General features: G+C 56.6%; 19 protein-coding genes. 6 read left to right on the top strand and 13 right to left on the bottom strand.

Annotation, left to right across the window (positions count from 1 at the left end; genetic code table 11):
- The first annotated feature begins 144 nt into the window (after window positions 1-144).
- Window positions 145-1,182 (top strand): patatin-like phospholipase family protein, encoded by a 1,038-nt coding sequence (locus AC1MDC_RS05360; protein WP_085699994.1) that lies wholly within the window; start codon window positions 145-147, stop codon window positions 1,180-1,182.
- Here the strand turns inward: AC1MDC_RS05360 and AC1MDC_RS05355 are convergent.
- The 6 genes from AC1MDC_RS05355 to kdpF form a co-directional block, all read right to left on the bottom strand.
- Complete coding sequence (locus tag AC1MDC_RS05355; protein ID WP_085647554.1) at window positions 1,179-1,877, bottom strand: response regulator; 699 nt, start codon at window positions 1,875-1,877, stop codon at window positions 1,179-1,181. The two genes, AC1MDC_RS05360 and AC1MDC_RS05355, sit on opposite strands and share 4 nt — an antisense overlap.
- Before the next feature lie 48 nt (window positions 1,878-1,925).
- Entirely contained in the window at window positions 1,926-4,577 is a 2,652-nt protein-coding gene (locus AC1MDC_RS05350; protein WP_085699992.1) for a sensor histidine kinase, read from the bottom strand.
- A 153-nt stretch (window positions 4,578-4,730) separates the two neighbouring features.
- Entirely contained in the window at window positions 4,731-5,276 is a 546-nt protein-coding gene (kdpC, locus tag AC1MDC_RS05345; protein WP_085699990.1) for a potassium-transporting ATPase subunit KdpC, read from the bottom strand.
- Window positions 5,277-5,333: 57 nt separating this feature from the next.
- The gene (gene kdpB / locus AC1MDC_RS05340; protein ID WP_480392623.1) at window positions 5,334-7,400 is read right to left on the bottom strand and encodes a potassium-transporting ATPase subunit KdpB; all 2,067 of its coding nucleotides are present in this window, start codon (window positions 7,398-7,400) and stop codon (window positions 5,334-5,336) included.
- 10 nt (window positions 7,401-7,410) lie between these two features.
- Window positions 7,411-9,105 (bottom strand): potassium-transporting ATPase subunit KdpA, encoded by a 1,695-nt coding sequence (gene kdpA / locus AC1MDC_RS05335; protein WP_480392622.1) that lies wholly within the window; start codon window positions 9,103-9,105, stop codon window positions 7,411-7,413.
- A gap of 8 nt (window positions 9,106-9,113) precedes the next feature.
- Window positions 9,114-9,203 carry a K(+)-transporting ATPase subunit F gene (kdpF, locus tag AC1MDC_RS05330; RefSeq protein WP_007963673.1) on the bottom strand — a complete coding sequence of 30 codons (90 nt, stop codon included), beginning with the start codon at window positions 9,201-9,203 and terminating at the stop codon, window positions 9,114-9,116.
- A gap of 399 nt (window positions 9,204-9,602) precedes the next feature.
- Between kdpF and eat the strand changes: the two genes are divergently transcribed.
- The 5 genes from eat (at window position 9,603) to AC1MDC_RS05305 (ending at window position 15,567) form a co-directional block, all read left to right on the top strand.
- Entirely contained in the window at window positions 9,603-10,967 is a 1,365-nt protein-coding gene (eat, locus tag AC1MDC_RS05325) for an ethanolamine permease (RefSeq protein ID WP_480392621.1), read from the top strand.
- Between the two features lie 220 nt (window positions 10,968-11,187).
- Window positions 11,188-11,355 (top strand): DUF2897 family protein, encoded by a 168-nt coding sequence (locus tag AC1MDC_RS05320; protein ID WP_003226857.1) that lies wholly within the window; start codon window positions 11,188-11,190, stop codon window positions 11,353-11,355.
- Between the two features lie 397 nt (window positions 11,356-11,752).
- Window positions 11,753-13,231 carry an MBOAT family O-acyltransferase gene (locus AC1MDC_RS05315; protein WP_480392620.1) on the top strand — a complete coding sequence of 493 codons (1,479 nt, stop codon included), beginning with the start codon at window positions 11,753-11,755 and terminating at the stop codon, window positions 13,229-13,231.
- Between the two features lie 11 nt (window positions 13,232-13,242).
- On the top strand, window positions 13,243-14,781 hold the full coding sequence (locus AC1MDC_RS05310; protein WP_336839258.1) for an alginate O-acetyltransferase AlgX-related protein: 1,539 nt from the start codon (window positions 13,243-13,245) through the stop codon (window positions 14,779-14,781).
- Between the two features lie 213 nt (window positions 14,782-14,994).
- Window positions 14,995-15,567, top strand: a complete 573-nt coding sequence (locus AC1MDC_RS05305) for a TetR/AcrR family transcriptional regulator (protein ID WP_480392619.1) — start codon at window positions 14,995-14,997, stop codon at window positions 15,565-15,567.
- 92 nt (window positions 15,568-15,659) lie between these two features.
- Here the strand turns inward: AC1MDC_RS05305 and AC1MDC_RS05300 are convergent, their stop codons facing one another.
- From AC1MDC_RS05300 to AC1MDC_RS05270, 7 genes are all read right to left on the bottom strand, one after another.
- Window positions 15,660-16,010, bottom strand: coding sequence for a ComEA family DNA-binding protein (locus AC1MDC_RS05300; RefSeq protein WP_480392618.1), 351 nt, complete (start codon window positions 16,008-16,010; stop codon window positions 15,660-15,662).
- 113 nt (window positions 16,011-16,123) lie between these two features.
- Window positions 16,124-18,118, bottom strand: coding sequence for a polysaccharide biosynthesis protein (locus AC1MDC_RS05295; RefSeq protein WP_258679906.1), 1,995 nt, complete (start codon window positions 18,116-18,118; stop codon window positions 16,124-16,126).
- A gap of 111 nt (window positions 18,119-18,229) precedes the next feature.
- Window positions 18,230-19,252, bottom strand: a complete 1,023-nt coding sequence (locus AC1MDC_RS05290) for an MraY family glycosyltransferase (protein ID WP_480392617.1) — start codon at window positions 19,250-19,252, stop codon at window positions 18,230-18,232.
- A gap of 97 nt (window positions 19,253-19,349) precedes the next feature.
- Complete coding sequence (locus AC1MDC_RS05285) at window positions 19,350-19,718, bottom strand: GtrA family protein (RefSeq protein ID WP_258679908.1); 369 nt, start codon at window positions 19,716-19,718, stop codon at window positions 19,350-19,352.
- A gap of 29 nt (window positions 19,719-19,747) precedes the next feature.
- Window positions 19,748-21,034 carry an NAD(P)/FAD-dependent oxidoreductase gene (locus tag AC1MDC_RS05280; protein ID WP_336839249.1) on the bottom strand — a complete coding sequence of 429 codons (1,287 nt, stop codon included), beginning with the start codon at window positions 21,032-21,034 and terminating at the stop codon, window positions 19,748-19,750.
- Between the two features lie 2 nt (window positions 21,035-21,036).
- Window positions 21,037-21,987: an NAD-dependent epimerase/dehydratase family protein gene (locus AC1MDC_RS05275; protein WP_258675572.1), complete on the bottom strand. Its 951-nt coding sequence runs from the start codon at window positions 21,985-21,987 to the stop codon at window positions 21,037-21,039.
- Window positions 21,984-23,912 carry a glycosyltransferase family protein gene (locus AC1MDC_RS05270; RefSeq protein ID WP_480392616.1) on the bottom strand — a complete coding sequence of 643 codons (1,929 nt, stop codon included), beginning with the start codon at window positions 23,910-23,912 and terminating at the stop codon, window positions 21,984-21,986. The genes AC1MDC_RS05275 and AC1MDC_RS05270 overlap by 4 nt, the downstream gene beginning before the upstream one ends.
- Between the last annotated feature and the right edge of the window lie 15 nt (window positions 23,913-23,927).

The following is a 23,927-nucleotide window of genomic DNA, read 5'->3' as shown; positions in this document are numbered from 1 at the left end:
CCGCAATTGCACCGCACTGCAAAGATAGCGCCGACGGGTCATGAAGTATCGAAAAAACGACGCCATGGCCGCCCCGAGCGACCCCGGCGATTGAAGCCCGGCCCTCGATGGGTGCATTGTGGAACCTTGCCGGGAGGAAGACGGATGAAAAAACGTGTCGCACTGGTGCTGGGCTCCGGTGGCGCCCGGGGCTATGCCCATATCGGGGTCATTGAAGAGATCGAACGACGGGGCTATGACATCAGTTGTATTGCCGGCTGTTCAATGGGGGCCGTGGTCGGCGGAATCTACGCCGCCGGCAAGCTCGACGAGTATCGCAACTGGATCGAAAGCCTGGATTACCTCGACGTGCTGCGCCTGGTGGATGTCAGCTTCCGTCTCGGCGCGATCCGTGGCGAGAAAGTCTTCGGCCAGATCCGCAAGATCGTCGGCGAGATCAACATCGAAAACCTGCGCATTCCCTACACGGCGGTGGCCGCCGACCTCACCAATCAGCAGGAAATCTGGTTCCAGGAAGGCTGCCTGCATCAGGCCATGCGCGCCTCGGCAGCGATTCCCAGTCTGTTTACCCCGGTGATGCAAGGCAACCGGATGCTGGTGGACGGCGGCATTCTCAACCCGTTGCCGATCGTGCCGGTGGTGTCGAGCCACTGTGACCTGATCATCGCGGTCAATCTCAACTCGACCAACCAGCGCCATTACAAACTGCCGGTGATTCAACGCCCCGCCGCGTTCCGTACGCGCTTCGACAGCCTGATCAGTTCGCTGGGTTCGAAGATGCCGTTCCGCCGCAAACAGGCCGAGCAACTGCTGATCCTGGAACAGGAAGCGCTGCGTGCCGAAGCGGCGGACATCAATCCGTGGGTCGAAAGCGCCGAGCCGGAAGCCCAGCAACCGGCCGCCGCCCCGGAGCGCGACGGCGCACCCAAGTCCGCCACCGGTTCGTTCATCGTCGATAACGTCGGGCCGGCGTCATTGCTGGACCTGATCAACCAGAGTTTCGAGGTGATGCAGACCTCGCTGGCGCAGTACAAGATCGCCGGGTATCCGCCGGACATCCTGATCAACGTGCCGAAGCGGGTGTGCCGGTTCTTCGAGTTCTACAAGGCGCCCGAATTGATCGCGCTGGGTCGCGAGATCGCCCGGGATACGCTGGATCGCTACGAGAGCGAACAGAACTAGAGGCCGCTCTCGCTCAACAAGCGGTAACCGACACCGGCCTCGGTCACGATGAAACGGGGCCGGGTCGGATCGTCCGCCAGTTTCTGTCGCAGATGACCGACCACGATCCGCAGGTAGTGACTGTCCTCGGTGTGAGTCGGGCCCCAGATGTCCTTGAGCAATTGCTGCTGGGTGATCACCCGCCCCGGATGCCGCGCCAGTTGCGCCAACACTGCATATTCCTTGCGGGTCAGGGCGACTTCGACGCCGTCGAGCAACACGCGGCGATATGCCAGGTCCACGGTCAGCGGGCCGAAATTCAACGCGGCCTGCTGCGCTTCGCCGGCCGGCGCCTGACGCAGCAACGCGCGCACCCGGGCGAGAAATTCCTGAATGCCGAACGGCTTGGTCACGTAGTCATTGGCGCCGCCATCCAGCGCCTGGACTTTCTGCCCTTCGCTGGCACGCACCGAGAGCACCAGCACCGGCGCCGTGGCCCACTCGCGAAACTCGCGCAGCACTTGCTGGCCGTCCATGTCCGGCAGGCCGAGGTCGAGCACCAGCAGATCGGGTTTGTTCAGCGCCGCCTGGGCCAGGCCCTCGGCGCCGGTGCCGGCCTCCAGCACTTTGTAGCCCTGGGAAGCGAGGCTGATACGCAGGAACTTGCGAATCTGCGGTTCGTCATCGATGACCAAAATGGTCGCGGTCTGGCTCATGAATTCACATCAACACAAAAGAGTGGCAAGAGAGTAGCGCAGCGCGGTTCAGGCTTCACCGTCCATCCCCGGTTGCGTCTGCAACGGCAAGTGCAGGGTGATGCAGGTGCCGCGTCCGTCGATGCCGTCGCCGACACTGATCCGCCCGCCATGGGCGCCGACCATACCCTGACAGATCGCCAACCCGAGCCCCGTGCCCTGCCCGCCACGATCACCTCGGGCGGCGGTGTAGAACATGTCGAAAATCTTCGCCCGCTCATCGACGGGAATCCCCGGCCCTTCATCGCTGACCGAGAAAAACACTTCGCTGTCATCCGCCCCGGCACGCAATTGCAGACGGCCGTGAGACGGCGAGAAGCGTGCGGCGTTTTCCAGCACGTTCACCAGCGCCTGTTCAATCAACGCGGCATGCACGTACAGCAGCGGCAATTCGGCTGGCACATCGGTGCTCACCTGCAAAGATGAGAGCACTGCCCGCAGTCGGTTGAGCGCACTGCCGACGATGTCCGCCGGCGACACCCAGTCCCGCGCCAGCTTCAACGCACCATGCCCGAGACGGGTCATGTCCAGCAGGTTCTGAATGTAGCGATCGAGACGTTCGGCTTCGTCGCGTGTGCCTTCGAGCAGCTCGCGGCGATCCTCCAGCGGGATCGCTTCGCCGAGGGCCAGCAGGCTGTCGATGCTGCCGCGCATCGAGGTCAGCGGCGTGCGCAGATCATGGGACACAGAGGCCAGCAAGGCGCTGCGCAGTTGTTCGGTTTCGCCGTGCAGGCGCGCGGCTTCCAGATCATCGGCCAATTGCGCCCGGGCCAATGCCTGGGCCAGCGGCTGACTCAACGCGGTCAGCAAACGACGACGCTGGCCGCTCAAGGTCCGGCCCTCTTTGGCGCACACCCCGAGCAGCGCCAGCGGTCCGTCCTCCACCGACAGCGGCCACCACCACCAGCGACCGAACGGCAACGTGCCGGTGCCCATGCCCGCCGGTTGATCGTGTTGCCAGGCCCAGTCGGCGGCGGCGCGTTCGGATTCGGTGAACTGCAACGGCCCGCCGGTTTCGACTTTCCAGCCGCCCTGCCCGTCGCGATTGAGCAGGCACAGTTGCAGATCGCTCCAGCCATTGAGGTGCTGGGCGGCGGCACTGACCACGGCCTGACGGTCGGTGGCGGCGGTGAGTTTGCGTGACAGGTCGAGCAGTTCGGTGGTCTCTTCCTGGGTATCGCGCAGCGCCTGCAATTGCCGCCGCTGTCGCGCCGCGAGGTTGCCGGTGAGCGCCGCCATCAGCAGGAAGAACAGCAAGGTCAGCACGTCTTCTTCGCGCTGGATGCTGAAGGAGAAATTCGGCGGGATGAACAGAAAGTCATAGGTCAGAAACGACAGCGCCGCACAGGCCAGCGCCGGGCCGAGGCTGCTGCGAACCGCCACCAGCAGCACCGCCGCAAGGAACACCAGCGAGATATTCGGCAACGGCAGCACGCTGGACACCGCCCAAGCCAGCGCACTGGCCAGCACTGTGGCGACCAGCGCCAGCGCATAGTCGAACCACACCAGCGTCGGCGCTACACGCGGGCGCGGCTGATGCTGTTCCTGGTCACTGTCCAGCACGTTGATTTCCAGGCCATGAGCCTGACGCAGCAAACGCGCCGCCAGCCCACCGCCAAACAGGCGCCTGCGCAGACGCGGCCGGGACTGGCCGACCAGCACCAGACTCGCCCGTCGTTCAGCCGCATGCTGGATCAGGGTTTTCGCCACTTCGCCGGCCCGCAACAGCACCACCTCGCCGCCGAGGCGTTCGGCCAGTTGCTGGGCGCTTTGCAGGCGCAGGCGCGATTGCTCGTCGCGCACGCTGCCGTTATCGACGTGCACCAGACTCCATGGCAGATGTCGCCGCTGGGCGACGCGGCTGGCGTGACGCACCAGCCGTTCGGCCTGCGCATCACCATCGACGCCGACCAGCAAGCGCCCGCGCACCGCCGGCGCGGCCTGGCCGAGCTGGCGATAGCCCTGAGCGAGATCGTTATCGACCTGCGCGGCAGCGGTCTGCATCGCCAGTTCGCGCAGTGCGGTGAGGTTGGTCTGAGTGAAAAATGCATCGATCGCGGCGCGTGCCTGCTCAGGTACGTAGACCTTGCCTTCGCGCAGGCGCTCGAGCAGTTCGCGGGGCGGCAGGTCGATCAGCAGCAGTTCGTAGGCTTCTTGCAGCACCCAGTCAGGGAGGGTTTCGCGTACCTGGACACCGGTGATGCCGCGCACCTGATCGTTGAGGCTTTCGAGGTGCTGGACGTTGACCGTGGTGTACACGTCGATACCGGCGGCGAGCAGTTCCTGAATGTCCTGCCAGCGTTTGGCGTGGCGGCTGCCGGGGGCGTTGCTGTGGGCAAGCTCATCGACCAGCACCAGTTTCGGCCGGGCCGCGAGCAGGCCATCGAGGTCCATTTCTTCAAGCGTCACGCCACGGTATTCCGAGCGCACCAACGGCAGTTGCGGCAAACCGCCAAGCAGCGCTTCGGTTTCGGCGCGACCATGGGTTTCAACCACTCCGGCGATGACTTTCACGCCCTGGCGCAATTGGCTGTGGGCGGCCTGCAACATCGCGTAGGTCTTGCCCACACCCGGCGCAGCGCCGAGGAAAACCTTGAGCCGGCCGCGTCCATCGCGGGGCAAGTCTGCTAACAGCGCGTCGGCGCGGCCGGAGTCACTCATGCTTGAAGCTCTCTTCCTGAAGTTGATCGTTCCCACGCTCTGCGTGGGAATGCAGCCCAGGACGCTCTGCGTCCCGCACAGGCTGACGCACAGCGTCTTTTAAGGCGTTCCCATGCAGACGGTTCGACGCCTGGACGTGGGAACGAACATCCACTACAGCTTTTCCAGCGCCATGTTCAGCGTCAGCACATTCACCACCGGCGGGCCCACCAGCGGCTGTTCGATGTGCGCGTCGAGCAGTTGCTGCAAGGTCGCCACCGGCAGATTGCGCGCGGCCGCAACACGCGCCAGTTGATAGGCAATCGCCGCCGGTGGCAAGTGCGGATCGAGACCGCTGCCGGAGGTGGTCAATAGCGCCAGCGGCACCGGGCCCTGACCGGGCACCTGCAGCTTGTTGGCGTCATCGATCACCCGAGTGGCCAGCGCCGGATTACTTGGCGACAGGTTGCTCGCGCTGCTCGACACGGTGGCGAAGGCACCGGCTGATGGACGCGGATGGAACCAGGCATCGCCGACAAAGTCCTGCGCGATCAGCGACGAGCCGCGCACCTTGCCTTCGGCGTCGCGCACCAGGCTGCCGTTGGCCTGCTCGGGGAAGGCGACTTGCGCGACGCCCGTGACTACCAGCGGATAGGCAACGCCGGTGACCAGGGTCATCAGCACCAACAGGCTCAGGGCCGGACGTAACATTGTGGACATTTCAAAATCCTCGAATTCGTGCTTGAAGCGGTGTGCCCGGCACACCGCTGTTCAGGTTCAAACCAGATGCAACGCCGTCAACAGCATGTCGATCGCCTTGATCCCCACAAACGGCACCAGAATCCCGCCCAGGCCGTAGATCAGCAGATTGCGTCGCAGCAACGCCGCCGCACTCGCTGCCTGCACTCGCACGCCGCGCAGGGCCAGCGGAATCAGCACCACGATGATCAACGCGTTGAACACGATGGCCGACAGGATCGCGCTCTGCGGACTGCTCAACTGCATGATGTTCAGCACGCCCAGTTGCGGGTAGATCGCGGCAAACAGAGCCGGCAGGATGGCAAAGTACTTGGCCACGTCGTTGGCGATGGAAAAGGTCGTCAGCGCGCCGCGGGTCACCAGCAGTTCCTTGCCGATCTGCACCACGTCCAGCAGCTTGGTCGGGTCGCTGTCGAGGTCGACCATGTTGGCCGCTTCACGCGCGGCTTGCGTGCCGTCGTTCATCGCCATGCCGACGTCAGCCTGAGCCAGCGCCGGGGCATCGTTGGCGCCGTCGCCGCACATCGCGACCAGACGACCGTCGTTCTGCTCATGACGGATGCGCGCCAGTTTTTTCTCCGGTGTGGCTTCGGCCAGTACGTCATCGACACCTGCTTCAGCGGCAATCGCGGCGGCGGTCAGCGGGTTGTCGCCGGTGACCATCACCGTGCGAATCCCCAGCTTGCGCAGCTCGGCGAAACGCTCGCGGATGCCCGGCTTGACCACGTCTTTGAGGTGGATTGCGCCGAGCAGTTTGCCGTCGGCGCAGACCAGCAACGGCGTGCCGCCGCTCTGGGCGATCTTGTCGATTTCCCGGGACAGCGCCGGGGCCAGGTCCTTGCGTTGTTGGCCGAGGAAGGCCAGCAGCGAATCCACCGCGCCCTTGCGGAACACACGGCCCTGATAGTCGACACCGGACAAGCGGGTTTCTGCGCTGAACGGTACGGCGGTCAGGGTTTCCGGCGAAGGTTCCGGCTGCGGATTTGAGCCGCGAAGGTACTCGACAATGGACTTGCCTTCGGCAGTTTCGTCGGCCAGCGAAGCGAACAGCGCGCCTTCGGCCAGCTCACGGGCATTCACGCCCGGCGCTGCATATACCGCGCTGCAACGACGGTTACCGAAAGTGATGGTGCCGGTCTTGTCCAGCAGCAGCACATGCACATCACCCGCCGCTTCCACCGCGCGACCGGACTTGGCGATCACGTTAAGGCGCACCAGCCGATCCATCCCGGCGATACCGATCGCCGACAGCAGACCGCCGATGGTGGTCGGAATCAGCGTGACCAATAACGCCACCAGGAACACCAGCGGCAAGCTGCCGTTGGCGAAGTGGGCGAACGGTTGCAGGGTCACGACCACCAGCAGAAAGATCAGGGTCAGGCCGATCAGCAGGATATCCAGCGCCACTTCGTTCGGGGTCTTCTGGCGTTTGGCGCCTTCGACCAGCGCGATCATGCGGTCGAGGGTCGATTCACCGGGATTGGCGGTGATCTTCACCAGCAGCCAGTCGGACACCAGCCGGGTGTTGCCGGTGACGGCGGAACGGTCGCCGCCGGACTCGCGAATCACCGGCGCCGATTCACCAGTGATCGCCGCTTCGTTGACCGCCGCAATACCTTCGATGACTTCGCCGTCACCGGGGATCATCTCCCCCGCTTCAACGCGCACCACGTCGCCCTTGCGCAGGCTGGTGGCCGGTACGACCTGGAAGCTGCCGTTGGCCAGTTTGCGGCGGGCGCTGAGGCCTTCGCTGCCGGCCTTGAGGCTGTCGGCGCGGGCCTTGCCACGACCTTCGGCCAGCGCTTCGGCGAAGTTGGCGAACAGCACGGTGAACCACAGCCACAGGGCGATTTGCGCGGCCACGAAAGTCGGCACGCCGTTGTCGGGAATGAAGCACAGCACGGTGGTCAGGATCGCCGTCAGTTCGACCACCAGCATCACCGGCGAGCGCTGCAACTGCCGCGGATCGAGCTTGACGAACGCTTGCACCAGCGCCGGACGCCACAGGGCGCTGATCGCGGTTTTCGGAGCTTCAGCCGACTTGGCAGCTGCCGCTGGTTTTGAAGCTGGAACATGCATATTCATGATGGATTCCTTAGAAGCCCATGCTCAGGTGTTCGGCAATCGGGCCGAGCGCCAGGGTCGGCAAGAAGGTCAGGCCGCCCACCAGCAAAATGGTCACGGTCAACAGGGTCACGAACAGCGGACCGTGGGTCGGGAAGCTGTTCTGGCCGATCGGTGCGGTTTTCTTCATCGCCAGGCTGCCGGCCAGGGCCAGTACCGGGAGGATGTAACCGAAGCGGCCGATCAACATGCCCAGGCCGAGCATCAGGTTGTGGAACGCGGTGTTGGCGCCGAAGCCGCCGAACGCCGAACCGTTGTTGGCACTGGCCGAGGTGTAGGCGTAGAGCAACTGACTGAAACCGTGCGGGCCGGGGTTGCTCACCGCCGCCACCGGACCGGGCAGGCTCGCGGCAATCGCGCCGAGCACCAGCACGCCGACCGGCATCACCAGCAGGGTGACGACCAGCAATTGCACTTCACGGGCCTGGAGTTTCTTGCCGAGGTATTCCGGGGTGCGACCGATCATCAGGCCGGCGAGGAACACCGCGATCAGCACGTTCAGCAACATGCCGTAGAGCCCCGCGCCGACGCCGCCGAAGATCACTTCGCCGACCATCATGTTGACCAGCGCGACCATGCCGCTGAGCGGGTTGAGGCTGTCATGCATGCCGTTGACCGAACCGTTCGACGCCGCCGTGGTGGTCACCGACCAGAGCACAGTGGCGGTGGTGCCGAAGCGCGCTTCCTTGCCTTCCAGCGGTGCGGTCTGTTCGACGGCGACGTTGTTCAAGGCAGGGTTAGGCTGATACTCGGCCCACAGCGAAGTGGCGCCGCCGATGATGAACAGCGCGAGCATGCAACCGATGATGGCGCGGCTCTGGCGCAGATCCTTCACGTAGTGGCCGAAGGTGAACACCAGCGCCACCGGGATGAGAATGATCGACGCGACTTCGAACAGGTTGCTCCACGCGGTCGGGTTCTCGAACGGATGCGCCGAGTTGACGCCGAAAAAACCACCGCCGTTGGTGCCCAGTTGCTTGATCGCAATCTGGCTGGCGGCCGGGCCGAGCGGGATCACTTGGTCAACGCCCTGCATCGTCACAGCATTCACGTATTGCGCGAAGGTTTGCGGCACGCCCTGCCACACCATATACAGCGCCAGCAGCAGGCACAGCGGCAGCAGGCCGTAGAGGGTGGCGCGGGTCATGTCGACCCAGAAGTTACCGAGAGTCTTGGTGGATTTGCGCCCGATGCCACGGCACAGCGCGACCAGCACGGCGAGACCGGTGGCGGCGCTAACGAAGTTCTGCACGGTGAGGCCGACCATCTGGCTCAGGTAACTGAGCGACGCTTCGCCGCTGTAGGCCTGCCAGTTGGTGTTGGTCATGAAACTGACGGCGGTGTTGAACGCGAGTGTCCACTCCTGACCCGGCAGGTTTTGCGGGTTCAGCGGCAGGTGATCCTGGAACAGCAGGATCGCGAACAGCAGCAGGAAACCGGCGAGGTTGAACGCCAGCAGCGCCAGCGTGTACTTCTGCCAGCTCTGTTCGTCCTGCGGATTGACCCCGGCGATGCGGTAACAGCCACGTTCGACCGGGCCTAGAATCGGCGTCAGCCAGGTGCGCTGACCTTCCATAACCTTGTAGTAAAAGCGCCCGAGGAACGGCGCCGGCAGCAAGACCACCGCAAAAAACGCGAGGATCAGCCAATAGTCATAACTGTGCATAGCCGCTCCTAGTTCCGATCCGCGCGCAACAGCGCAACCAACAGATAAATGAACAGCCCGGCTGCCAACAGCAGGGACACCCCGTCCAGAACGCTCATGGAAGATCTCCGTTTTACGGCGTATTGCCGCGTGTGGAGGCATTGTCGGAAAGGAGGCTGTAAAGGAACGAGACCGAGGGGGTTGGCTGGGCATAAAGAAAGCGTAAAGAGTGGGTTTATGCTGGCGTTACAGCGGGGTTTTGCGCCGTATGGGCTGGCCTCTTCGCGAGCAGGCTCGCTCCCACATTTTGAAATGCATTCCCCTGTGGGAGCGAGCCTGCTCGCGAAGACGGCATAACCGACAACATCGCACCCAACTGGCGCACAAAAAACGCTCATCCAGCCGCGAACATCCCCGATACGACAGCTTTCAGCGCATTACGACCTGACTCCCAGCAATGGCACGCCCACTGCACACGCCCTCCCCCGAGCTTTCCAAACCGTTCCGGGAGCATGCGCATGAACACACAACTAAAACCCACGCTGGGCACTTTGCACCTGTGGGGCATCGCCGTCGGGCTGGTGATTTCCGGCGAGTACTTCGGCTGGAGTTACGGCTGGGGCGTGGCAGGCACGCTGGGTTTTCTGGTGACCTCGTTCATGGTCGCCACGATGTACACCTGTTTCATCTTCAGCTTCACTGAACTGACCACGGCGATTCCGCATGCCGGCGGGCCGTTTGCCTACAGTCGCCGTGCCTTTGGAGAAAAAGGCGGGCTGATCGCCGGACTGGCGACGCTGATTGAATTCGTTTTCGCACCGCCAGCGATTGCCCTGGCGATTGGCGCTTATCTGAATGTGCAGTTTCCGGCGCTCGATCCGAAACATGCGGCAGTCGGCGCCTACATTGTCTTCATGGGGTTGAACATCCTCGGGGTGAAACTGGCGGCAACCTTCGAGTTGATCGTCTGCGTGCTCGCTGTCGCCGAATTGCTGGTGTTCATGGGCGTGGTCGCTCCGGCCTTCAGCTTCAGCAACTTTGCGCTCAATGGCTGGGCCGGTTCGGACGTTTTTGGCGCACCAGCGATTGCCGGGATGTTCGCCGCAATTCCTTTCGCTATCTGGTTTTTTCTGGCCATCGAAGGTGCGGCCATGGCCGCCGAAGAAGCCAAGGATCCCAAACGCACGATCCCCAAGGCCTACATCAGCGGGATCCTGACCCTGGTGTTGCTGGCGATGGGCGTGATGTTCTTCGCAGGCGGCGTCGGTGACTGGCGCACCCTGGCGAACATCAACGACCCTCTGCCGCAAGCGATGAAAACCGTGGTCGGCGACAATTCCGGCTGGCTGCACATGCTGGTGTGGATCGGCCTGTTCGGTCTGGTGGCGAGTTTCCACGGGATCATCCTCGGCTACTCGCGGCAGTTCTTCGCCCTCGCCCGCGCCGGTTACCTGCCGGCGTCGCTGGCGAAACTCTCGCGCTTCCAGACCCCACACCGGGCGATCATCGCCGGCGGCATCATCGGCATCGCCGCGATCTACAGCGATGGCCTGATCAACCTCGGTGGCATGACCCTCACCGCGGCGATGATCACCATGGCCGTGTTCGGCGCGATCGTGATGTACATCATGAGCATGCTCAGCCTGTTCAAATTGCGTAAATCCGAACCCAATCTCGAGCGGACTTTCCGTGCGCCTTGTTATCCGCTGATTCCGCTGATCGCACTGGTGCTGGCGGTGGTGTGTCTGATCGCCATGGCCTGGTTCAATGCACTGATCGGGCTGATTTTCCTCGGCTTCATGGCGGTCGGCTTCGGCTACTTCCTGCTCACCGGGCAACTGCGCGCTGACGCTCCGGCCGATGCCATGCTAACGGGGCGATAACGCATCATGTAGGAGCTGCCGAAGGCTGCGATCTTTTGATCTTGTTTTTGAAAAAGCAAAGTCAAAAGATCGCAGCCTTCTGCAGCTCCTACAGGGAATTAAGGTGCGGCTTGGATATCGGGCCTAGAATGGAACCACTGCGAACTCACTTCGCTCAAAGTGGTATGCAGCGTCGCTGGCGAAACCCTCGCCCGCCGAGTTGCCATTAAGGAGAGCCGTTATGCCCTGGTATGCCTGGTTGATTCTGGTCGTTGCAATCGGCTCGATCGTTGGCGGATTGATGATGCTGCGCGACACCGCCAACAAGGTTGAACTGACCGATGAAGAACGCAAACGCGTTGCACAGCGCAACGCCGAAGCGGACATCAAAGACGCGCAGGATCGCTGAACGAAAAACCCCGCCTGAATCGGCGGGGTTTGTTCCCCCCCTCGAGCAGTGCCATTGCTACCCAAGCCAGCCGATTAGCATCCCCCAGACCATTCCCCGATCCCCGACTCCGCACAATCACTAGTCTCAATATAAAAACAGCCGTCTTTGTGGTATTTTCCCGCGCAATGGAGTTTTGTTGCTACAGAGTTCCAATAGACGGCAGAGAAAGCAGATCGGTTAGTAACAGGCCAGAAGTTAATTTTTGCGTTACTGAAGCTTCAACGCTCAAGGTGCCCAAAAAAGCCCGCCGGCCTCGCAGATCAGGCCCCACGTATCACAACAGATCGCGCAGGTTCCTTGGTCTTTCGCCATTTAAAAAAACAAAGATACAGCCAATTTTTATACGAGACGGAAAATGGTATTCAGCTCTCCCACGTTCATATTGCTCTATCTACCCATTGTTTTCCTCGTTTACTTCCTGCTTAACAAGAGACGCCTGATACTCGCGGGAAAATGCTGGTTGGTAGCGGCAAGTCTGTTTTTCTATGGTTACTGGAGCGTTGCTTATCTACCGCTTCTGCTCGGTTCAATTTTTTTCAACTTCATGGTAGGCAGTGCCCTTTCGCCGGCCACGACTGGTTTGCGCCTAAAGCTATCCCGAAAAACCATTTTAACCTTGAGCATAGTAGTAAACTTGGGATTACTAGGCTACTTCAAGTACGCTAACTTTTTTATTGAAAACATCAACTCACTTTCTAATTTTGATATCCAGTTACAGCAGATAATTCTGCCTCTAGGGATCAGCTTTTATACCTTCACTCAAATTGCTTTCCTCGTAGACAGTTATCGGGGTGAAGCTAAAGAATACGACTTCATTAACTATGCGCTTTTTGTAACGTTTTTTCCGCACCTCATCGCTGGGCCAATCCTGCACCACAAAGAAATGATGTCGCAGTTCCAGTCCCGCTGGACGCTTGCCATCAGATACCGCTATATCTTGATGGGCCTGTTTATATTCAGCATTGGACTGTTCAAGAAAGTCATGATCGCAGATACGTTTGCGGTGTGGGCAGACGCAGGCTTCCAGCCTGGCGCACAGCATGATTTTTATAGTTCTTGGGCGACCAGTCTTTCTTATACTTTCCAATTGTATTTTGACTTTAGTGGCTATTGTGACATGGCCATTGGCGCTGCCCTTCTGTTCAACATCTGGTTGCCCATAAACTTCAACTCGCCCTACAAATCGTACGATATCCAGGACTTCTGGCGTCGGTGGCACATGACTCTCAGCCGCTATCTGCGCGACTATCTGTACATCCCACTTGGCGGTAATCGCTGCTCTTCGACAAGAATCTATATCAACTTGATGGGCACCTTTGTACTCGGAGGCCTGTGGCATGGCGCCAGCTGGATGTTCATTATCTGGGGTGCGCTGCATGGTGGGGCTCTGGTACTGCACAGAGTCTGGAAACAATGCGGTATGCGCATGCCAACACCGCTGGCATGGCTGACTACCTTCCTTTTCGTCAATGTAACCTGGGTGTTCTTCAGGGCGCATTCCCTTGATGATGCCAAGCGAATCCTTGCCGGCATGGTGGACTTGGGTTCTGTGGCGATCCCAGCTCAAGATGTCCCGACTTCAAGCTTTGCGTGGGGTGGCGTATTGGAAGACCATTTACTGACAGTGCTTCCGACCGGCATCGCGGCGAACGCCGTCTGCTACCTCATGATCGCTTTCGGTTTTATCCTCATCGCCCAGAAAAACTCTTTTGAATTGACGACTCAAGGCCGGATCAGTTGGCCAAAAATCGTTGGCATGTCGCTTCTGTTCAGCGTAGCCATCTACTCAACGATTTTGACGACCAGTTCTGTTTTTCTGTACTTCAACTTTTGATCGGCGAACTCATGAAAACCAAAATCCATGTATTTCTTGCCTTGGCCCTGATCTCGCTGACTTTGATTCCAGCCGCCAACCTTGTTTCTCATGGCACGCAAGCAGTTCAAAAAAACCAGAACTGGTGGTCAGTCAGCAATTTATACAACACCGACATCCTGATGCCATTGCTGGGCCGTGCGTTTTATGCCGCCGGTATCTCCATCGATCCCAAGCAGGTAATCATCGGCAAAGACGGCTGGTTTTATCTCGGCGATGCGTACGCCAAGTCGATTACCGTAAAAAGAGTCGGTGTGACTCCCGAGAGTATTTTGACAAATCAGCTGGTTACTGACGCCACGAAGTCTTGGACGTCTTGGTACAAGGATAACGGTGTCAGCGCCTATCGAATTATCATCGGCCCCGATAAAGACACCCTCTACCCGGAGTTTTTGCCAGGCTGGGCGAAGCACTCGCCTTCGTCCCGGACCGAGTATCTGACCAGCAATGCCAAAATTGATACTTATGTGAATCCCACTGAAGCATTACGCCAAGCCAAGAGCGAAGGACATAGTCCTCTGTATTATCGAACAGACACACACTGGAATTTTGTGGGCGCAGGTATCGCCTTCCAGGAATTGGCAAAAAACCTGTCCATTACCCATCCTGAATTGAAGTGGCCGAGCAAAGATATCAGTCAGCCTACTGAAATCCTCGCCAGAACAGGCGGCGATCTGGCCAGGTTCCAAAGAATTACCGACTCGGTTCCGGACGAAGAGGTCATATTGGACTTCATTTATAAAAATCCGATTACGATCGAGCAGTATGAATATCCATCCGGAAAGTTGCTTGCCTCAGGACGTAACTCCGCGCTGGAAGCATCACAACGGCCCCTGCTGGTCAAGTCAGAAAAAGCCCTGAACAAAAAGAAAGTGCTTTGGCTGCGCGACTCGTTCGGTAACGCATTGGCTCCGTACATGGCAGCAACTTTCAGCGAGACCCTGCAGTTGCACTACGCGTTCACCAGCCATCGAGAGATCGCAGAACTCGTAGAGGAATATCAACCGGATTATGTATTTGTAATGGGGGTAGAACGTGAAATCCTCAGCGAATTTTTCCAGAAACCTGCACCATCTTTTTCAATTTCGAAAAAAATCACCTCGTTCAAAAGGATCGCTCAAGGTTTACAGATCGGAGCCAATGATCTCGCTGGCAGAGAGCAGAATACCTACACTGTGACAGGTCCTGATCCGTTCATTGTCTATCGACTCGACTCTCCCGTCGAACCGGCTCAAGCGAGAAGAATCGTCTTCAACGTCCGCTGCCAGTACTCGTCCCAACGAGTACCGATTCAACTGTTCTGGCGCTCGCAAGGGACTCAGTTCAGTGAAGCCGACAGTGTACGGTTCTCGACCAATGACGGATTGACTGCGCTGACCTTTGCCCCTGACTCCAGTTGGGCCAAAGGAGCCGCGATTACCGAACTGCGCCTTGATCTGGATGCTCCTGGGGCCTGCCCGGAGGTTTCGATTGCAGCACCCGAAACCGGTTCCAGCTCCTTGCCTCTTTAGGAAAAAATGGTCGAGTGTCACAGGCACATGAACAGGTGCCTGTGCCGCTCATCACATAACGATTCAACAACAACAAAAACCTCCTACGCTCCCCATGAGGCCCCCAACGGATAGCACCCACGCTGAACCGGGATCTATGCGCCTTAGCTATAGAAGTACAGTCGCCATCTTATTTAGATTGTTTAAGATGACGTATTGTTGGGGAGACTCCAAATGCGTTACACGCTGAATCACAAAGCTCAGACACATCAGCGGATCATCAAAGAGGCCTCGATCCGATTTCGCAGGGATGGCATCAGCGCGACCGGCCTGCAACCGTTGATGAAAGCATTGGGACTGACCCATGGCGGCTTTTACTCGCACTTCAAGTCCAAAGACGAACTAGTGGAAAAGGCCCTGATAGCAGCAAGCGAGGAGCTGGACGCGCACTGCACTGTTCTTTTCGCAGAACACAACCCGCTGCATGCATTCATAGACAGCTATCTCTCGGATTGGCATCGAACCTCCCCCGGAGAAGGTTGCCCTCTGCCCACGATGTCATCCGAACTCGGGTTACGCGGACGACCCAGTCCCACAACTGATCGGGTACTCGATGCTCGCCTGGAACAAGTCCAAGCGACTCTCTCGGGCACCGACACGATTGATCGGTCCATTGTCATTATGGCAACTCTGGTAGGGGCGCTATTGTTATCACGCAGCGTAGAGAACTCCGAGACGGCTGACAGAATTCTAGAAGTCGTCGGCACACACCTTAAGCACAGGCAGATCAACCCGTGTGACGCATAGTCAATGATTGAGTTGATGATTTATCCCTGCGATTGCCCTTCCCAGAAAGTCAAAAGGCCGGTCAAAGACCGGCCTCTCTATTCACTCCGCGCTTAATTGATTTCGAGATTATCGCGATTTCGGTCAAGGATCGCCTTGCCGATGCCTTTCACTTCCAACAGTTCGTCGATCGATGCGAAAGGCCCGTTACTCTCTCGGTACGCAACAATCGCTTTCGCTTTAGCCTCTCCAACACCTGCAAGCGACTTTTGCAAAGTGACTGCATCGGCATTATTGAGATCTACTTTTGCCGACGACGATTGAGACTCCGCCATTGGCGGAAGCGCACTGTCGATGGCGACTGGCGCAACTGGCGCAACTGGCGCAACTGGCGCAGCTATTGCAGCAACCGAAGCGCCCGTCAACAACGCGAAAACCAACGAGTAAAAATAGCCTTTACGCATAAGTGAAGCTCCATGATACCGATTAGAAGAAACAGCTTTTCCAAAGCTGCCTCTCAAACTTAGGCGATATCAGGAAAGAGTCAAAAACCCGTTTATTGCAAGATGTGAAACAATCAAGGATCCAGATGCCGTTGCTGGTAGATCCAGTCGACTATTTCACCGTCTGGCGAGTAACCGCTGACGGTCTCGCGAAGGAGTTGACGCACGCGCGAGTAGTCGTCGTTTTCGACTGACTTCAATAGCTCATCAAGACGCCCCTTCAGAGCCTCCCAAGGCAAATGATCTTCGTTTGCGCTCATGATCATCGGATGTTGGGTAGCGCAAACGTTATCGCCAATCAGCAACTCTTCGTACAGCTTTTCGCCAGGCCTTAATCCAGTAAAATCGATCGAGATGTCACCATGAGGATTCTTTTCTGAGCGAATGCTCAATCCGGACAGATGAATCATTTTTTCTGCCAGTTCGACAATCCGCACCGGTTCGCCCATGTCCAACACAAAGACATCACCGCCCCGCCCCATCGACCCGGCCTGAATGACCAACTGCGCAGCTTCGGGAATAGTCATGAAGTAACGGGTAATTTTCGGATGTGTAACGGTCAACGGGCCCCCGGACTTGATCTGACTGTGAAACAGCGGAATGACCGAACCGGAAGATCCAAGCACATTGCCGAAGCGCACCATCGTGAAGCGGGTTTTGTTAACTCGGGAAACATTAGCCTTGTCACCAAATAGAACAGGGGCCAATTCCCTGCTCAACGCCTGGAGCGTCATCTCGGCAAGACGCTTGGTGCTGCCCATGACATTCGTTGGACGAACCGCTTTATCCGTAGAGATCAGAACGAAGTTGGCGACCCCCGATTGCAGCGCCGCCTGAGCCGTATTGAGCGTACCGATAACATTGTTCAGCACGCCCTCGGCAATATTGTGTTCAACCATCGGCACGTGTTTGTAGGCGGCTGCGTGATAGACAGTATCCACTCGCCAGGTTTTCATCACATCCAAGAGCTTATGGGGATGGCGAATGGAACCGAGGATCGGCAACAGGCGAACGGAAAGTGACTCACGAGAAACCCGCTGCTCCAGCTCGGACAGAATGCTGTAGAGATTGAATTCGCTATGGTCAAATAACAGCAGAGTGGTCGGACCCAAGGCGTAAATCTGCCGACTGAGTTCCGCACCTATCGAGCCACCGGCCCCTGTCACCAGCACAGTCTTGCCCTTGATACACCGTTCGAGCAGATCGGGCTGCGCCGGCACCGCATCGCGACCAAGCAAATCTGCAATATCCACTTCCTGGATATCGTCGACTTTGACCCGTCCACTGGCCAGGTCAGTGAAATTTGGCACACTGCGAACATGCAGCGGAAAGCCCTCCAGCAGGTTGAGAATCTCCCTGCGTCGCGCACGTGTGGATGAAGGCAGCGCGAGCAGAATTTCCTGAGCTCCGGTGACATCAATCATCTGCTGGATATTTTTGGGTTTATAGACTTGAAGCCCGGAAATGGAGCGGTCGGCAATACTGGCGTCATCGTCGACAAACGCAACCGGACGCATCACACGCCCCATCCTGAGCGCCGCTACAAGTTGATTGCCGGCAACACCTGCACCGTAGACGGCCACCTTGGTCAGGCCATCATCACGATTGGCAAAAGGCACATGCTGTGCGGCATTGAACCAGTCGCCCATGAAATATTGGCGCATGCAAAGGCGCAATCCGCCGATAACCACGAGGCTAAGCCACCAATAGTTGAAAATTATTGAACGAGGAACCACCGCTTCGTGATTGCTGTACCAATACACAACCAAGGCAAGGATCAGTGACGATAGGCTGACCGCTTTGATAATGGCGATAAGAGCATCGTTGCCGAAATAGCGCATCACCGCACGATACATACCGAACCGGATGAAAAGCGGGATTGCAATCACCGGAGCGCACGCGAAAAGCCAGAGGTGCACTCTCAAGGGGTTATACATGTCATCAATGCCGAGTCGGACAATAAAGGCCAACCACAGCGCCGCCCACACCAGCACCACATCAGTCGCAACCTGGATTAACCGCTTTTTGCGACGTGGCAGCCCGAGCAGAAAAACCCTGATTTTATCCATAACCCCCTCAGCCACCTCTTAATGCTTCCTGGAATGAGCCGGATCGCTACATTCAAACTGCCGAAACACCCATGGTACTCTAGACCCAAACCACCCGCGGATGCTTCGTTTCTATCGCTGATTCGTTTCCAGCTCCCCTGCTCGATACTTCAACGCAAGAAACACTAATGGTGCATAAGCAACAACGACCCCGACAAGGCCATCAAGTTCAAATTTCGATACGAGCAAAGCGACGGGGAGCAACCAGCAAATATTAATCATTCCGACCGCGAGCGTGACCGCCATATGACTGCCCATCTTGCGAGAAGCGAATTGGTAGGCATGACTGCGATGCGCTTCATAGACTTTATCGCCTCGAAACAGTCGCCGAAGTAATGTGAAGGTCGCGTCGACGATAAACACACCCAGCAGGATGACCCACGCCCAGAGCATTTGAGGTTTTGTCCATGCTGCATGCAACGAAAGCAGGCCAAGTACGCCGCCCAAAAAGCCACTGCCGGCGTCTCCCATGAAAATCCGTGCAGGAGGGAAATTCCACCACAGAAACCCGATAACAGACGCCGCCAAAAATAATGGAAGCCAGATCAGGTCAGGCACGTCGCTAATCCAATACAGCAGGCATATCCCTAAACAGACGCATATGGCCTCGACACTGGCAATGCCATCTATTCCGTCCATGAAGTTGTAGAGATTCAGCATCCATACCAGATAGAACACCGCAAGGATGTCTCCGACCCAGACCAAATCGAAATCAAATCCCAAAACGGTGACAACTGGTAGGCCACCCAACCAGAACAGCCCCCAGGATGCAGCGGCGAAATGCCCAAGAAGACGCCAACGCGCGGCGATATGGCCATGGTCATCCATGAACCCGATCACGGCAATCAACCCTCCCGTGCCAACGTACGCCGCAAAAACACCGAGCGAGATCACTCCCATCGCAAACAACAGTGCAACAGCAAGCAAGAACGACAATACAATGGCTAACCCGCCGCCCCGAGGTGTTGGCACAACATGGGAGCTACGGGCGTTGGGCACATCAACCAAGCGCTGGACAAGCGCGTAGTGTCGAAGCAGTTGCGTCAGGAAAAACGAGATACTGGCAATGACCGGAACCCACCATGCATTATTCATGAATGATCTCTTTCTGACAGAGGCACTGATACCTGCACAGTTTTATCCAATTGCGAGTCAGCATCAGACCAGAAGCAAGTACGCCGCTTGCCTGAAATCATTTGAACGACCACCGTTTATGCCCAATGTAACTGGTGAAAACCGGCACTGCGACCCCCACTGCGTGAGCGATCTCATGTTGAAACGAATTGACTCCGAGCGCAGGCAGAGCGTAATTGGCGAGTCCGAGACTGATAGCCCAGGTCTGTGCAACCGCGATGACATTGACTAATGTGAACCACAAGACCGATTGCTGAGTGGATTGTTCGCTCTTGGTAAAAACAAAGCATTTTATCAAGCAGAACGCAGTGATCATTCCGGTGATGTACGCGAGAATAACGGCAGTCGAAAAGTCAAACCACAGACTGTAGATAATTCTAGAGCCGAAGTTCACAGCCGCTGCCGTCCCGCCGGTCAACAGGAACATTAGAAACTGACGAGAAGCAAATTGCTTTATCAATGACTTGCATCCCGTGCCATTTTACGGCCGAAGCCGATACTTTCGGAAATACCCCGGTCTTCCGGGTAGTAGTACGAAGTATCCGCCACCCACAAACCCTCGACTGGAAGTGATACCGGTGGAAGACGGTCCAGATAGCCCGGATCGCAAATCGGTTGAGCATAACGATAGCGGCTTGCACGCACATCGATAAAATCAGAATCGGAAAGTTGCGGATTGATCTTCTTCAAATAAGTACGGACTTTTTCAATGAAAACCGCATCGGAATCTGAAAATTTTGGATTTTCACCGGGCATATAAAAAGGCACATATACAATATGCTGATCCAGCGGGCGCAGATTCGTGTACTCAACCAGACCTGGAATATCCATCTCCGGGTCATTGGTATTCAGCCAGAAATTTTCTGTCAACGCTTTTTTCAACTTCGCAATAACGCACACCACGGCGACGTTTTTCAGCGATGAAAATTTCGCCAGAACATCACTTGGCAAGTCGGGCATTATCCTGGGTACATAAGGAAGAGGAATCGTACTGATCACTTTGTCGAATCGCTCAACCTGCCCTGCAACCTCAACACCCTGAACCTTGTTCCCGTTCATGATGACTCGGGTTACCGGCGAACTCAGACGAAACTCCCCACCCTTAGACTCAATGTCTTTCTTCATGGCCTGAAGAAGCGTTTCGGAACCGCCATCAAGATAGCCGAGCTTCTCCCGGAACAAACTGTAACGAGAACGCCCGATACGTCTAATCCGACTCCAGATCCAGGCAGCCGAAAGATTGTCCGTGTACTCGTAAAACTTGAAATCGAACAGCCGACGCCAAAGTACCTCCCACGCCTCCGCTCCGACCCAGCGCTTGATCCAGCCTGTAGCCTCTACATTATCGAGAGGGTGCCAGTCATTTCGCTTGGTGCAAAGAAAAGCATGAAGGCCGTAGCGGACCTTCGCCACCAGACTCAGACCTCGGAACTTGAGCAGCGCCACAGGATTACCCCATGGCTGAAGGCGATTTTGATACCAGTAGCCCATCTTTGTTTCGGTCCAGCGCATTTTGTCAGCCAGACCAAGCTCACCCAGTACATTCAAAAAGTCATGGTCGGAAATACAATGAAAATGATAATAGCGCTCGATGCTGAGGCCTGAAAAATCAAACGCCGCTGTCATTCCACCGACGCGATCATCCGCCTCAAACACAATTGGAGTATGTCCGTCTCGTGCCAATTGATAGGCAACAGCCAATCCCATGGGACCTGCACCCAACACTGCAATACGTTGTCCCATGATTAAAACTCCAGAATTACTTTACCGTAGACCGCGTCATTGAATGTTTCGTTGATCGCCTCGGCAAAAGGCGTACAAGGTACGTTGAAGATACCGGGCCAGTCGATTACTTCAAACTCATCTTTCGCACTGAGTGCTTCCAGCTGTTGAGTAGTGAACGGCGGATTTTTATCAAACAGGGACCATAACCAAATCAACAAGTAGAACAGTCTGTACGGAATATGCGCGATAATTGTCTTCGCGCCAGTGCTTTTCTTGATTTGCCGAATAATATCCACGTAGTCAATTTTTTCATGACCGGAAATATTATAGATACCCGCACCACGACGCGCCTCAATGCAACTCATGATTACATTGCAGAAATCCCCAACGTACAACGGCTGGCGCATGTATCGGCCATCACCTGGAATGGGAAACACCGGAACCCGCTTCATGAATCTGGATAACCAACCCAAGTGTTTACGATCAAACCAGCCAAACATCAAGGTTGGTCGTAGTACCGGACAGGCAATGCCGCTCTCAAGCACGATCCGCTCTTGTTCTATCTTGCTCCGAGTGTAGAAGTCGTCCGCAACAGACTCCACTACAGACGAGCTCACATGCACCAGATAGGGTGAGTTGCCCAACTTGATAGCGTCGAGGATCAACCGGGTGGCATCAACATTGTTACGAACGAAATCCTGATAATCGTTCCCGCCAATTTGCGCCTGAAGCATCACAACCACATCGGCTTCCGTGACACTCTTTTGCCAATCACCAGGTTCTGCAAGGTCAGCGTACTCAACGCGCACATCCGGCTGGACCTGCTTCAAAATCGCCAGGTTGGCCTTATGTTTATCGAATACCGTGATATCCGTATAGCCCTTTGCCCTTAACCGCGCGACTAGGTTCTGGCCGACCAGACCCGCCCCGCCCGGAATGACGATTCGACTGTTTAAATTGATAGCGTTCATTTACCCACCTGCAAATCTTTTTGGAACTGGCAATACTCCAGATGCTTGTCTACAACCCTGGCAATGCCAACGTGATAGGTTCCGGATGGAAGTGACGGGATCATCATGCCAAAACCGGATGGGCCAAGATTTGGAACCCCAAAGTACTCGTCTACGTCAACCCGCGGAAACTGCACTGCATCGTGGTAAGAAATAGCCCCGGCCGCGTTTATTAATGTCACGTAAACGGCGTCAGGCAAAACGTTGTTTTTACCGGAAACGGTGGTCCAACCGCGTACTCTCACTGCGTGTTCGACCTCTACGCCCTCAGTTCCGACGTAATCAAGGCTGCCCTCGCAATCAGGTGTGTCTACCCGTGGGTAATCCAGCCCAATCTGTTGTTTCTGCACAGCCACATAACAGCCGGCGACCTCTGAAACCTTCCACTGCGGATCAGCAACGAGCGTGCTTAGATGCTGCACGTGCGGCTTTCTGGCATCAGGGCAGATGACTTCACCGCCCAGTTCCGCCTGCCCCAGGAACGACGACGGATTTTTCACAACTGCGTCGTAACCTTTGAACCAACTAGGTACGGTGAAGGATTTACGCTCCGAGTAATACGAGAGCGCAGAACTCCAGTCATTTCCGAATGCCACAAAAGCCTGATCACTGCGAAGGCTGTGTTTAAGCACCGAGGCGATGCCTAGATCCTTGGAGTTACCCGTGGTGTAGGTTTCCTTTATATTTGCGAAATAACCATTGGCGAATGCAATGTAGTTATTAATCATCAACGCGAGGAAGATGCAAAAAAACCATCCTCTGCCTTGCTGATTTGCTTGCAAGCGATCGCCAACGGCCAGTGCCAGTGCAAACACCAGGAACAGAACATTGGCACTTTGATAGTAATTATGTATCAAATGCAAATTGGTAAAAATTAGAAACGGTGCAAGCCCCAAAACCAACGACACTCCGATCGCGCGCTTGAGCATTACGGAGCGGGACCAGAACAGCGCTGCAAACACAAGCAGTACACCAACAAATCCGGAAAAGTTATCCTTTAAAACTCGTCCCCATAAAACGTCTTCGTATAGCTTCGAAGAAAAGCGCTGATCAAAAGTGCCCCAATTCCACTTGGACAGCGCAGCAGAAGTAATGCTGGTGCCAAATTCACTTCTGACTTTTACAATATCTGTGTAACGCGTCCAGCCATACCCTATCGCCAGTGGCACTGCGAACAACACCAGACACCAGAAGATATTCTGAGGGGTGATGGACTTCATCAAGCCTGAATTTTTATGAAGCTCATAAAAAAGAAATACGAACGCCATAACGGCCAACACCGCAAAACCAGTTGTAGCCTTCTGCAGAACCGACAGCACGATAAAAAAAACAAACAGGCCAGCATCCAGTTTTGCATGCGTACGTACAAAGGACACAAAGTAATCTACCGCTACCACTGCAAAAAACAGTGCAGCGGTTTCCATCATGAAGGTACGCCCCCAAAACAAGTAGATCGGCGTCGAAAACAACAAAGCGACAAAGACACACAGGACTACATTGTCAATCGACAATTTCTTGCAGATTGATTTGGCCGGTAAAACGCACAATGCGAGAAAAACAAAAGACGTGACACGCCCCACCAAGCCCAGATCCAGGCCAGTCAGCATGGAAACGACTGAAACTATGTATTGATACAGTGGAAACTCAAAGGGAATGGTCCAAGGCGCGCCGCCTACGGGCGTCAGATAAGCAAGGCTGAAACCATCCTTTATGAACCAATACGACGTCAGCGCCGTTTGCGTCTGCCGGAAAGCATGCTGTTCCAGCAGTGGCTGTCCGGAATAGTACAACGCGACAAACGCAGCAAAACCAAACGCCAGCAAAGCGACGAGCTTTACCCCAAGCTCAATCGTTATGCATTCCTTAAAAAAAACATTCAGTTTCAACACACACCCCTACTG

The sequence above is a fragment of the Pseudomonas sp. 1 genome (genome assembly GCF_056626735.1).
This window is presented reverse-complemented; position numbering and strand designations above follow the sequence as displayed.

Coding starts and splice junctions, on each gene's coding strand:
- kdpB (WP_480392623.1), bottom strand. CDS start 7,400: ATGAATATGCATGTTCCAGCTTCAAAACCAGCGGCAGCTGCCAAGTCG.
- AC1MDC_RS05360 (WP_085699994.1), top strand. CDS start 145: ATGAAAAAACGTGTCGCACTGGTGCTGGGCTCCGGTGGCGCCCGGGGC.
- AC1MDC_RS05300 (WP_480392618.1), bottom strand. CDS start 16,010: ATGCGTAAAGGCTATTTTTACTCGTTGGTTTTCGCGTTGTTGACGGGC.
- AC1MDC_RS05290 (WP_480392617.1), bottom strand. CDS start 19,252: ATGAATAATGCATGGTGGGTTCCGGTCATTGCCAGTATCTCGTTTTTC.
- eat (WP_480392621.1), top strand. CDS start 9,603: ATGAACACACAACTAAAACCCACGCTGGGCACTTTGCACCTGTGGGGC.
- AC1MDC_RS05305 (WP_480392619.1), top strand. CDS start 14,995: ATGCGTTACACGCTGAATCACAAAGCTCAGACACATCAGCGGATCATC.
- AC1MDC_RS05295 (WP_258679906.1), bottom strand. CDS start 18,118: ATGGATAAAATCAGGGTTTTTCTGCTCGGGCTGCCACGTCGCAAAAAG.
- AC1MDC_RS05275 (WP_258675572.1), bottom strand. CDS start 21,987: ATGAACGCTATCAATTTAAACAGTCGAATCGTCATTCCGGGCGGGGCG.
- AC1MDC_RS05285 (WP_258679908.1), bottom strand. CDS start 19,718: ATGTTCCTGTTGACCGGCGGGACGGCAGCGGCTGTGAACTTCGGCTCT.
- AC1MDC_RS05315 (WP_480392620.1), top strand. CDS start 11,753: ATGGTATTCAGCTCTCCCACGTTCATATTGCTCTATCTACCCATTGTT.
- kdpC (WP_085699990.1), bottom strand. CDS start 5,276: ATGTCCACAATGTTACGTCCGGCCCTGAGCCTGTTGGTGCTGATGACC.
- kdpF (WP_007963673.1), bottom strand. CDS start 9,203: ATGAGCGTTCTGGACGGGGTGTCCCTGCTGTTGGCAGCCGGGCTGTTC.
- AC1MDC_RS05310 (WP_336839258.1), top strand. CDS start 13,243: ATGAAAACCAAAATCCATGTATTTCTTGCCTTGGCCCTGATCTCGCTG.
- AC1MDC_RS05320 (WP_003226857.1), top strand. CDS start 11,188: ATGCCCTGGTATGCCTGGTTGATTCTGGTCGTTGCAATCGGCTCGATC.
- AC1MDC_RS05355 (WP_085647554.1), bottom strand. CDS start 1,877: ATGAGCCAGACCGCGACCATTTTGGTCATCGATGACGAACCGCAGATT.
- kdpA (WP_480392622.1), bottom strand. CDS start 9,105: ATGCACAGTTATGACTATTGGCTGATCCTCGCGTTTTTTGCGGTGGTC.
- AC1MDC_RS05280 (WP_336839249.1), bottom strand. CDS start 21,034: ATGGGACAACGTATTGCAGTGTTGGGTGCAGGTCCCATGGGATTGGCT.
- AC1MDC_RS05350 (WP_085699992.1), bottom strand. CDS start 4,577: ATGAGTGACTCCGGCCGCGCCGACGCGCTGTTAGCAGACTTGCCCCGC.